Source organism: Pedobacter alluvionis (assembly GCF_003664035.1).
Classification (GTDB): domain Bacteria; phylum Bacteroidota; class Bacteroidia; order Sphingobacteriales; family Sphingobacteriaceae; genus Pedobacter; species Pedobacter alluvionis.
In genome coordinates this window covers 467600-479477 of sequence record NZ_RCCK01000011.1, presented here as the reverse complement: position 1 = coordinate 479477, position 11878 = coordinate 467600, and the positions used below count along the sequence as shown (strand labels likewise).

General features: G+C 37.1%; 11 protein-coding genes. 6 read left to right on the top strand and 5 right to left on the bottom strand.

The annotated features are described in order from the left end of the window. Nucleotides 1–60: 60 nt before the first annotated feature. Complete coding sequence (locus BCL90_RS09715; RefSeq protein WP_121283814.1) at nt 61–1200, bottom strand: sterol desaturase family protein; 1140 nt, start codon at nt 1198–1200, stop codon at nt 61–63. A gap of 482 nt (nt 1201–1682) precedes the next feature. On the opposite strand from BCL90_RS09715, the gene lpxK reads away from it, so the two are divergent. The 3 genes from lpxK to BCL90_RS09700 are packed head-to-tail and all read left to right on the top strand — an operon-like array spanning nt 1683 to nt 5539. Next, nucleotides 1683–2744, top strand: a complete 1062-nt coding sequence (lpxK, locus tag BCL90_RS09710) for a tetraacyldisaccharide 4'-kinase (RefSeq protein WP_121283813.1) — start codon at nt 1683–1685, stop codon at nt 2742–2744. Beyond that, nucleotides 2716–3531 carry a purine-nucleoside phosphorylase gene (locus BCL90_RS09705; RefSeq protein ID WP_121283812.1) on the top strand — a complete coding sequence of 272 codons (816 nt, stop codon included), beginning with the start codon at nt 2716–2718 and terminating at the stop codon, nt 3529–3531. The genes lpxK and BCL90_RS09705 overlap by 29 nt, the downstream gene beginning before the upstream one ends. 1 nt (nt 3532) lies before the next feature. Beyond that, nucleotides 3533–5539, top strand: a complete 2007-nt coding sequence (locus BCL90_RS09700) for a putative porin (protein ID WP_244095001.1) — start codon at nt 3533–3535, stop codon at nt 5537–5539. Nucleotides 5540–5609: 70 nt separating this feature from the next. Here the strand turns inward: BCL90_RS09700 and BCL90_RS09695 are convergent, their stop codons facing one another. Together BCL90_RS09695 and BCL90_RS09690 are read right to left on the bottom strand one after the other, a co-directional pair. Next, on the bottom strand, nt 5610–6317 hold the full coding sequence (locus BCL90_RS09695; RefSeq protein ID WP_121283811.1) for a porin family protein: 708 nt from the start codon (nt 6315–6317) through the stop codon (nt 5610–5612). A gap of 284 nt (nt 6318–6601) precedes the next feature. Then, entirely contained in the window at nt 6602–7783 is a 1182-nt protein-coding gene (locus BCL90_RS09690; RefSeq protein ID WP_121283810.1) for an asparagine synthetase B, read from the bottom strand. A gap of 233 nt (nt 7784–8016) precedes the next feature. On the opposite strand from BCL90_RS09690, the gene BCL90_RS09685 reads away from it, so the two are divergent. Both BCL90_RS09685 and BCL90_RS09680 read left to right on the top strand, forming a co-directional pair. Next, complete coding sequence (locus BCL90_RS09685; RefSeq protein ID WP_121283809.1) at nt 8017–8478, top strand: peptidylprolyl isomerase; 462 nt, start codon at nt 8017–8019, stop codon at nt 8476–8478. A gap of 143 nt (nt 8479–8621) precedes the next feature. Beyond that, nucleotides 8622–9164 carry a DUF5606 family protein gene (locus BCL90_RS09680; protein ID WP_121284583.1) on the top strand — a complete coding sequence of 181 codons (543 nt, stop codon included), beginning with the start codon at nt 8622–8624 and terminating at the stop codon, nt 9162–9164. Between the two features lie 58 nt (nt 9165–9222). On the opposite strand, the gene BCL90_RS26115 is transcribed toward BCL90_RS09680, so the two are convergent. Both BCL90_RS26115 and rlmH read right to left on the bottom strand, forming a co-directional pair. Continuing rightward, entirely contained in the window at nt 9223–9351 is a 129-nt protein-coding gene (locus BCL90_RS26115; protein WP_262707550.1) for a hypothetical protein, read from the bottom strand. 83 nt (nt 9352–9434) lie between these two features. After that, the gene (gene rlmH / locus BCL90_RS09675) at nt 9435–9908 is read right to left on the bottom strand and encodes a 23S rRNA (pseudouridine(1915)-N(3))-methyltransferase RlmH (protein ID WP_121283808.1); all 474 of its coding nucleotides are present in this window, start codon (nt 9906–9908) and stop codon (nt 9435–9437) included. A gap of 111 nt (nt 9909–10019) precedes the next feature. Between rlmH and BCL90_RS09670 the strand changes: the two genes are divergently transcribed. Next, complete coding sequence (locus BCL90_RS09670) at nt 10020–11834, top strand: MutS-related protein (protein ID WP_121283807.1); 1815 nt, start codon at nt 10020–10022, stop codon at nt 11832–11834. Nucleotides 11835–11878 lie beyond the last annotated feature (44 nt).

The window sequence follows — 11878 nt, the reverse complement described above, 5'->3', positions numbered from 1 at the left end:
TTCCTAAAAACCTTTATGCAATATGATCCTTACCTGCGTTAGTTTTCAAACCAATTTACCTTATCTATCGCTTCTTTCTTCCATATTCAAATCGGTATCAAACGGACTTTTAGTAAAGGGATAAATAGATTGTTTAACAAAACCTTTCGGATAAGAGGCTTCATGTACACCTGTTCCGGCTGGCCATTCTTTGCCTGGTAAATGATAGGTGCCGAATATCATATCAATAAAGGGGAATATTGAAGCGAAATTATGTCCATAATATCTAGGGTCTTCGCAGTGGTGCCAATGGTGATATTGAGGGGTAGTGAATATGTATTTTAATGGGCCAAAATTAACCCTGGTATTGGCATGTATGAGTACCGCATGGATGGCAATAAATATAATGTACACATTGAAAACGGTAGATGAAAAGCCCAGCACATAAAGCGGGATGAAAGTCATAGCCCTGGTAAAAAAGATGTCGATAAAATGGGTACGGCTTCCGGCCAGCCAATCCATATTCTGTGTAGAATGGTGTATGGAGTGGAAACGCCATAAAGCTACCCTTGTATGGAAGAAACGATGTGCCCAATACTGAAACAAATCGGTACTGAAAAAAGCTAAAAACAGCGCCACTATAAATGGGAGGCCCTGCACCCAGCTATGCAATTTATCTAATCCCATCCAGCCAAAAAATAATACGGCAGGCTTTTGCGTAATGATACCGAAAAATTGTATGAACAAATGGCTGATGACAAAATAGGTTAAATCGGTACGCCATTCTTCGTGGAATTTGGTTTGTCCATTGTTTTTTGGAAAGAATAATTCTAAGGGTACAAAAATAGCCACCATTAAAAGAAGATCTAAAATCATCCAATCCAAGCCAAAATGCCAGTTCGATTTGGCTACATCTCTACCTTCTACACTTAAAGCGCCGAATATTACGGCAAAAGCGCCAAGCACAAAGCCTGGCCAGGCCCATTTTAGTTTTTTACTGAGGATTAAGCTTAGTAATGAAAAGAAGAAACAGCCTATAACACCACCAAGCATTAAAACCTCCATGCTGTTTTTCGTGTATATTTCACGGAATTCTGGCGTGGTTAATTTCTCTGGATAATGAAAACAGAGAATACCCAACAAGGCCAATACAGCTAAAAAAATAGAAATATATCCACTGATCTGGCCCTGGCCCACTACTAATCTTTTGTTCGGTGACATTAAAATATGTTTTGGTAGATAACAATGATAATAATAAAAAATAAAATATGGTTGAATAAATTTTGTTAGTTGGTCATGGCTAACTGACCCCAAGCTCCCTGCGCCGAGTGCCCAACTTAATTCAGTATATTTTTGTAATTTAAAGAGATATCCTAAAAAGAATGATGTCGGGTTTTGGGCAATACTCTATCAAAAGCATAACTTAACGATTCCGAAAGTAATTGTCCAAACCTATAAATCGGATCAAGATATTTTGGAACAATTTTAAATTCATCGGTTCATTCGTTAATTATACGCCAAACGCCTAGCTTCAAACTCTCACTTAGTTTCGATTATAGATCACTGGAAACTGATTATTGGTCATTCCATCTTCCATTTTACATCTTTCCAAACCATTTCCCTCGCCCGGTGGTTGCTCTATTGGGCATCAGACCAAGTTATGCCTTTCTTTTTTAAATAATCAGTATTTTTGAACCTACGATATGCTACTTAACTATCTGCGCCTTTTACTGCTTCCTTTTTCAGTCATTTATGGAATGGCCATTATGCTCCGTAAAAAACTTTACGACTGGGGAATTATGCGTGCCACAAAGTTTGATTTACCAGTAATCTGTGTAGGCAATTTAGCCGTTGGCGGATCAGGTAAAACACCAACAACAGAATATTTAGTAAGGTTGTTGGCCGATTATAAAATAGCCATACTGAGCAGGGGTTATGGCCGTAAAACGAAAGGGTTTATAATTGCCGATAATACTGCAACTGCCGAAACGATAGGCGATGAACCTTTACAGTACCATCAAAAATTTGCAGCTGTTACCGTTGCCGTTTGTGAAGACCGTGTGCATGGGATTAAACAGTTGAAAAAAAATCATGATTTAATTATCCTTGATGATGCCTTTCAGCACCGCGCGGTAAATGCTGGATTTAACATTTTGCTTTTCGAGTTTAGAAAGTTGGGTACTTTACAGTTTTTATTGCCAGCAGGAAATTTAAGGGATGTTTTCTCCTCACGCAAAAGGGCCAATATATTGTTGGTCACAAAATCGCCGGTTCCGTTGTTACATGTTGCGCAACAGGCCTCAATAAATGAACTACAGCCAAATAGCAATCAACCAGTATTACATTCTTATTTAAAGTATGGTGATCTTATCCATTTATACCGTAACGAAAGTCGCGCGCTTGAGTCGATTAAAGATTTTGAAATTTTCCTGCTCACCGGAATTGCAAATCCGGACACTTTAATAGAAGAGCTTGAAAAATATGCTGAAACCATTAAACACGAAGAATTTCCTGATCATTATGCTTTTAAAAATGATGATATTAAAAAGTTTAAATCGGTTTTTATGGCCAGTACTAAAAAAGATAAAATCATTATCACAACAGAAAAGGATAGCAAGCGTTTAAGAGCTACCGGATTTGAAGATTTACTGCTAGATTTACCTGTATATTATTTACCCATTGAGGTTGAATTATTTGAAGAAGATAAGATTACCTTTGACGAACTCATTTTAAACTATGTTAAGAGCAATAGAAGAAACCGTTGAATACATAAAACGTAAAACAGAGAACTTTAAGCCAGAAATAGGCATTATTTTAGGTACTGGTTTGGGTGGCCTGGTAAAAGAAATCGAAATAGAGCATCAGCTGATGTATTCTAATATCCCAAATTTTCCAATTTCTACTTTAGAGTTCCACAGTGGGAAATTAATTTTTGGAACATTGAACGGGAAGAAGATTATTGCCATGCAGGGGCGCTTACATTATTACGAAGGTTATAGCATGCAACAGATCACCTTCCCGGTTAGGGTGATGAAAGGTTTGGGTATTGAAAACTTAATTGTATCAAATGCTGCGGGCTCATTAAATCCTGAGTTTAAAAAGGGCGATTTAATGATTATTGACGATCATATTAATCTGCAACCAGATAACCCATTGCGAGGCTTAATTGAGAGCGAATTAGGGCCACGTTTCCCGGATATGAGCCAGCCCTATAAACGCGATATCATAGCCAAAGCGCTGGAGATCGCTAAAGGTGTTGATATTAAGTGCCATAAAGGGGTATACGTCGCGGTTTCTGGTCCGAATTTAGAAACCAAAGCCGAATACAAATACCTGCGTTTAATTGGCGCTGATGCCGTTGGCATGAGTACCGTGCCTGAAGTTATTGTGGCCAACCATGCTGGTTTACCTGTTTTTGCCATCTCCGTATTAACGGATGAAGGTTTTCCGGAAGACTTGCAGCCTTTTAATTTAGATGAAATTTTAGAAGCAGCGGCTAAGGCAGAGCCTAAAATGACTGAGATTTTAACCCGCTTAATTTCTGAATTATAAGATGCATCAAGCCGTTAAAATCTGTTTTTTTCTGTTCCTGCTGCTAGGCATCAACAAAGCATTTGCACAAGATTTAAAGACGAGTGTTGGTACCAATAAGGAACTCGATTCTGTTCGGAAAAAATTAGATTCGGGAAAGGACTCAGTTGTTTTTACCGCAAAATATATCCGGTTTACAAAGTTATCACTAAGTAAAGATAGCATTGTATTGCTGCCCTTAGATACCTCCACAACAAATATTCAGAATTATAGTCCGCTTTTACAACCCCTGCACCCAACCATTAGCAATGGTAATATGGGCTTGGCAGCGAGGCCTTTATTGTACGAGCCGAGTAAGAGGATTGGATTTGATGCAGGATTTCACTCGCTTGATTATTATGCCTTAACGCCAGAAGATATTATTTACTATCAGGCCAGAACCCCGTTTACCAGTTTATATTTTGTGAGTGCAGGTCAAAAAGAACAGCTTTTTAGGGCGATTCATACACAGAATATTAAAAAAAACTGGAACGTTGGGGTTAATTTTAACCGTGGCGATTCTAAGGGTTTTTATGCCAGGCAGCGGGGCGATAATCTGAATGTCGCTGTATTTTCCTGGTACCAATCGCCGAGTAAACGTTATAATATGTGGGCATCGGCAATTTTTAACACCATGCGTGCCTACGAGAATGGTTCTACAGTAGCTACAGGTTTATTCGATCCAGGCTATTCTAAAATTGACAGAGAAGCAGAGCCCATAAATTTATCAGACTCAAGAAATCTTTACCGTAAAAATACCATTTTCTTAAAGCAAACCTATTATGTAGGGAGGATAGATACCTCTGCGAATGTGAACAATGCGGTTTTGCCAACCAATAAGGTTTCGTATACCTTTGAGTATAATAACGACAGTTTTGATTTTTACAAAAATGGAACTGATGTTAATAATGTGCTGCCTCCCGGTATTGCGAGTACAGTATTTACCAATGATTCGACCCACGTAAAACATATTAAAAATGAATTTATTTATAGTTTCTTCTTAAGACCCAAAAATAGTTCGGTGATTAAAAATGAATTAAAGGTTGATGCAGGCATAAGGCACGATTATTACAAACATGAATATCTTGGCATAAAACAAGATGGAACCAATTACGAACAAAGTAGATTTGCTTATCAGAACATTACCATTTTAGGTGCAGCAGGTTATCGGTTCTCTAATAATATCGATTTCAATTTAGATGTACAACAAATTTTGCAAGGTGAAAATGCCGGCGATTATTTATATGAGGCAAAGAGTAAAATCCTTTTAGGTAAAACCATCGGAAGAATTGAATTGGGGGCATACGCGCAAAACCAAACGCCGGCGGCTATCTTTAATTACTATCACGGCAATCATTACCAATGGACAAACAGCGATTTTAAGAATACTAAAATAGCCAATTTATCATTCAACTATATCAATGATAAATATGGTTTTACCGCAGGAGCCAACTATTACTTAACCAGTAACTATGTTTATTTTGCTGCTGATCAGACCAATAATACAACTGCTATTTTACCAAAACAAGCTACGGCGGATATTAGCTTAATCAGGTTGGATGTATCAAAGAAAACCAGGTTTGGTAAGTTTGTGATGGAAAACTATATCGCTTATCAAAAAACAGATAAAAATGCGTTATTAAGAACACCGGAACTTTATACTTATAACAGTATATATTTTAATAATACGTTTTTCAAAGTATTAAAAGCTAATGTGGGATTTGATGTGAGGTATAATTCAGAATATGCAAATTACTTATATTCACCGGCAACGGCTCAGTTTTATATTGATGAGCAAAATCCAGTAAATCTGGTCTCAAGACCAGTAATTGATGTCTTTTTTAAGGCAAATTTAAAAAGAGCTAATATTTTTGTGAAATATGATTTTATAAATCAGGGTTTATTTCAACCAGGTTATTATACCGTAAACAGGTACCCTATGCAAGATGCCTTATTAAAATTTGGGGTAAGCTGGAATTTTTACGACTAAAATAATAAAGCATAAAAAAGCCTCCCAGATTTAAAAAATCTGGGAGGCTTTTGCTTTTAAGGCCTTTCGCTTAGAACGAATAACCAACTGAGAAACCTAATACGCGGTTAGTTAATTTACCATCACCAGATCTAGAATCTTTGGGTACCAAGTTTGATAAACCTAAACCATAATTAGCACCCACTAAAAATCCTGAGTTGGTACGATATGCTAAACCAAAGTTGGCACCAAACTCTGTAGACGAATAGTTTTTATCGGTAGTTGAACCAAATTTTAAATCATTTTCATCAGACATTGTTCCTGTAGCAGCGCCACCATTTGTAACTGTTTCGAATTTGTTTTTTCCTGATATGTTAAATCCAACATAAGGGCCTGCTGAAATTTGTACAGCACCGGCATCACCTGTAGGAATTCTGAAAACTGCATTTACAGGTACTTCAATAGCCATCAAATTTACTTTGTTAGTGGTTGTATTGGTAATGCCACCAACTGTTGTTGTTTCCTCAAATTTGCTACCTTTATTCTGCAAGGATACTCCAGGTTGAATGAAGAAATTGTTTCCTACACCGAAATCAGCAAATGCGGTAACATTAAAGCCTACATTGTCCTTTGCATTGTCGTTGAATGACGTACTGCCATCAGTACCGCTTGCGTGAAATCTTGCCAAGTTTACTCCGGCTTTTATTCCAAATCTCGCATCACTACCAGTCATGTTGTTTTGAGCAAAAGCACCTGTTGCCAATAAAATGATCGATGCGCTTAATAGTAACTTTTTCATGATATTTTTCTTTTATAAAAATCTTGTTTAAAATTTTCAGGTTTTATCCTGCTTGTTAATTGTCCATGCTAATCCAAAAGCTGTGCCAAAGTATCAAACGTGTTACAGTTTGTTGGCTAAAATATTGGTTACCAGTATGATTCTTGTACAGATTAAGTATGGTTATGATCTGGCTCAAAAATGGTATGAGGAGCCATTTAGTGTATACATAACAGGAATATAGCGGAGAATTAACAATTTTTTAAACTCAAAAGGAATAATGCCAGGAGTTAAATTCTGATTGTTTATGTTTTTTGAGGTTTCTTTTTTGCCGCCGGGAAAAGTACATTGTTTAAAATTAAACGGTAACCCGGAGAATTAGGATGAAGATTTAAATCTGTTGGCGGATCGCCTACAGCGTGCTGATAATCTTCCGGATCGTGCCCGCCGTAAAAAGTAAACTGGCCTTTGCCAATTTCTCCATGTAGATATCTTACCTCTGCAGCGCCTTTATTTTCACCTAAAACAGTTACACTTGTTTTTACTAAGCTTTTTTTAAATGCTGTGGTTTGTCCCATAAAACCCTTAATTACCTTATCATGATCCTGGGTAAGCATGGTTGGAACAAGATCCCACTTGGCAGAAAAATCAAATAAAGTAAAATAATCATTAGTCTGGTTCAGTGTACGGGTTTGGGTAACATCTATATCCGAAAACTCATAATTCATCGGGTTGTTGTCTAACTTAAAATTCTGGAAAGCCAGTGTTTTGTTAAAATCCAGTTTACTTTGTGCATTCGGATCTGCGGCATCGCCATCAAACATCTGGGCACAAATATCTACCCCATCGGCGGCAACGGCTATGTCGAAACTATCAGTACCAGAGCACATGGCAAACAAAAAACCACCACCGGCACAGTATTCTTTAATGTGTTTGGCAACGGCTAGTTTCATTTCAGAAACCTTTTTATATCCCATGCGTTTGGCTAAATTTTCCTGGTTTTTTACATCTTCCTGGTACCAGGTTGCATACCTGAAATTAGCCCAGAAACGCCCGTACTGCCCGGTAAAATCTTCGTGGTGTAAGTGCAGCCAATCGTATTTGCTCAGTTTGTCCTGAAGGATATCGTCATCATAAATTACCTCATAAGGAATTTCGGCGTAAGTTAAAACGAGTGTAACCGCATCATCCCAGGGTAATTTGCTTTTTGGAGAGTAAACTGCAATTTTTGGTATTTTTTCCAGTTTAACCATTTCCATATTTACGGCAGGATCGCTGATTTCGTTTAAAAGATTGGTTACCTTTCCATCGGCCATTACTTCGTATGATACCCCGCGGATTTTAAGCTCATCTTCAACTGTTTTATTGTATTTAATTAAAAAGCTTCCTCCACGATAGTTTAAGAGCCAGTCAACCTCCAATTGTTTGCTAATCGTCCAATAAGCTATACCATAAGCTTTAAGGTGGTTTTTTTGGTCTTCATCCATATAAATTAACAGAGAAGAAGCCCTGAGTCCAAGGGAGCAAAGCAGGCAGATGAACAGGATATAATATTTCTTTATCAAATCAGTATGCTTAAAACACTAAAATACCGCATTTAAACTGTATAGAAAAATTTAATGGTGTTATAAGTTATACAATTTTGTTATTTTTGCCCTCTATTAAAAAAATATGAAAGTTTTTTAGGGGAAGAAAATTTAAAATTAGTACCGATATTGATATGAGTAAAGCAATAATAAAAACAGACAAAGGCGATATGACCGTAGAATTCTACGAAAATGATGCGCCAAAAGCCGTTGCAAACTTTAAAAAACTAGCTAAAGAAGGCTTTTATGATGGTGTAACTTTTCACCGTGTAATTCCTAACTTTATGGTTCAGGGCGGATGTCCAAATTCAAAAGACCCAGCTAAAGCACATTTGGCAGGTACTGGTGGCCCAGGTTATAAAATTGATTGCGAATTGGACGGAGAAAATCAATACCACGATCGTGGTGTTTTATCTATGGCCCATGCTGGCCGTAATACTGGTGGTTCTCAATTTTTTATCTGCCATAGCAGAACAAATACCGCTCATTTAGACCGTAACCATACCTGTTTTGGTAAAGTTATCGAAAATGTAGATCTTGTTGATGATATCCGTCAGGGCGATAAGATTGTAAACATTGAAGTTTTAGAAGATTAGTGCGCAAAGCGTTTGGCGATAAGCGGTTAGCGCTGATGCCAATTGCTCAATATTGAGGTTTTAAAACACTAGAAAACGCGATGCGTTTGGTGGGTGCGTATTATACGCTAAACGCCAAACACCAACCGCTAAACACACATAATATGAATTTAAGAGGAATTGTTGCCGTATCCGGCAGACCAGGTTTATTTAAACTGGTTGGACAAAATAAAGTAGGTTACATTTTAGAGGGCTTAGATGCTCAAAAAACTAAGGTTGTAGCCAACATCACCAACACAAAATTAGCTTCATTAGAAGATATTACCGTGTATGGTGAAGATGAAGAAATTAAACTGGCTGATATTTTTGCTAAAATTTCTGCTAAAGGATCTACTCCTGATTTAAAAGGTGATTTACGTGCTTATTTCCTTGAAGTAGCTCCAGGTCACGATCAGGAGAAAGTTTATGCTTCAGATATGAAGAAAATTATTACCTGGTATAACTTATTAAAAGATCTGCCTTTGTTTACTGAAGAAACTCCGGAAACTCCGGGTACACCAGCAGAAGTTAAATTATCAGAAGAAAAAGCAGCTTCAGATAAAAAACTAAAAGCTACAGGATCTAAAGCTTCGGCAAGTGCTAAAGCGACTACTAAAACCTCAGCTCCAGCTAAAAAAGCAAGCATGACAAGTAAAAAAGGCGTTTAAGCTTTATTTAATTATTATAGAGAACACCAGGCTATATGTCTGGTGTTTTTTTATGGGTTTAATCTAAGAAATACCAAAGCAAAGCTACAATCACTAAAGAGGCAATAATGCTGATCCATAAGTATTTATTGTTGCGGTTTTGGTTGCTTTTATATCTGTATTCCCGTTTGTATTTATCTAATATCATAATTTCTTTTATTTAATGATGATTTTAATTCGTCTTTTCCATATCTCATTCAGATAGTCCATCTTACTCAAACATTTCCATCTCTAAGCGTGATGATAAGGTTCTCCTTTTAAAATACTAAATCCCCGGTAAAGCTGCTCTACAAAAAACAATCTGATCATCTGATGAGAAAAGGTCATATCAGATAAGGAAATTAAACCATTTGCTCTTTTGTAAATGGTTTCATCAAATCCGTATGGGCCTCCAATGATAAAAATTAAATGTTGTATACTGGCCACCATCTGTTTATTCAGGTAGTTTGAAAATTCTACAGATGAATATTTTTTTCCTTTCTCATCCAACAAAATAACAACATCCCCATTATTAATTTGTTTGTGCAGGAGTTCTGCTTCCTTTGCTTTTTGTTGCGCCTCACTCAGGTTTTTAACGTTTTTTACATCAGGTATGGCCAAAAAACTAAAATTAATATAATGTTTCAGGCGGTTGATGTATTTATCAATCCCTTCAATTAAATATTTATCTTCTGTTTTGCCAATCGCGATCAGGGTAATCTTCATTTAATATTTTGCCTATCTTTAGAATTTCGAGATTCAAACTTAGATAAAATTGTAACAAAAACTACAATCTATCCATCTGATCACTTCGGAAACATATACTAAATAAAAATCATGCTGAAACAACAAGAAGAAATAATTGCCGGTTACCAGGATAAAATAAAAGAGGTTACTACAGATATAGATCAAACAAAAAAACTAATCGATCAACTTTCCTTCCTTCGCATAGGTTTGTTTTTGGCAGAAATTTTATTTTTCGTTTTGCTGCTTCGCTCGGCAGACGACAGCCTGCGCACATTAATCCAAATTTGTTTGTTACTGCCGGTAATTGCTTTCGTCTTTATTGTGCGCAGACAAAGCCAGCTCGACCGCGATATCGACTATAAAAAACAACTTTTATGGGTTTACCAGAATGAATGGAACATATTGAATGGTGCTGCGAACGGATACGACCATGGTCAGGCATTCGAATCAGAGCTGCATCCTTACACTTCCGACCTTGATATTTTTGGTGCCGCATCACTGTTTGCCCTGATTAACCGCTGTAGTACCAAAAGTGGGAATAATATTCTGGCTAAAAATTTCGCAGAAAAATCGACGAGAGATACGATATTACGCCGCCAGGAAGCCATAAAAGAAATAAAAGATAAGATAACAGAAACGTATAGCTTTAGGGCTAATCTGCATGGTTACGACCCCGATAAAATAGAGCAGATTAAAATACAGCTTAAACACCAGTTGGGTGCTCAACTGGAATTTGTAAAGGGTAGTTTTTTGAGGTTTTACGTCAAGCTGGTACCGTATATTTCGGTAGGTTTAATTTTAGCGGCAATTCTTATTAGCAGTGTTTTTTGGAAAGTACTGGCACTTTTATTTATAATCCATACGGGATGGAACGTTTTATTAGGTTCAAAAATCAATAAGGTTTTTTACACTTTCGGTGGAAGTTCGAATCTGTTAAATGGTTACGCCAGTGCTATTTTGTGGACGGAAAATCAAAGCTGGAAAAGTTCGTATATTTTGAGTTTACTGGACTCAAAAATCCCGGTAAGCAAAGAAATTAAAGGGCTATCTAAAATTATCCAGAATTTTGATGCCAGGCTGAATATTCTCGTTGGAGGTATATTGAATGCACTTTTGCTCTGGGATTTAAAATGCTGCATCAGTTTAGATCGTTGGTATAAATCTTCATCAAAGGATGTGATTTCGGCCCTTGACCATTTAGGCGATTTTGAAGAACTGATCTCGTTAGCGACGACTGCCTATAATCAAACTGATTGGGTTTTTCCGGTGCTTGCCGATCAGTTTGCATTAACCACCACACACATTGGTCATCCGCTTATTAACGGGCAAGTAAGGGTAAACAACGATTTTCATTTGGAGGCAAAACCAACGGTTGATATTGTAACGGGCTCTAACATGGCCGGCAAAAGTACTTTTTTACGTACGCTGGGTATCAATATGGTATTGGCTTATGCCGGTGCGCCGGTATGTGCCAAAACGATGCAATTATCTGTTTTTTCGATCAATACTTATATGCGGATTAAAGATTCGCTGAACGAAAGTACCTCTACTTTTAAGGCAGAGCTCAACCGTTTGAAGATGATTCTGGATAATGTTGTAAAGGATAAAGATACTTTTGTATTGATTGACGAAATGCTGCGGGGTACAAATAGCCGGGATAAATATTTAGGGTCAAAAGTTTTTATACAAAAGCTGATTACCGAAAAAACTCCTGCACTCTTTGCCACTCACGATTTGCAATTAGCAGATCTGATTGTAGATTACCCCGAAACCGTCCGTAATTTCCATTTTGATATCCAGATTACGGAGGGAGAAATGAGATTTGATTATTTGCTAAAATACGGACCGTGCAAAACTTTTAATGCAGCAATCTTATTGAAAGAAATAGGATTGACTTTGGATTGATAGTTAGTGATATGTAAGAGGTGTTAGATGTTACCATCTGATAC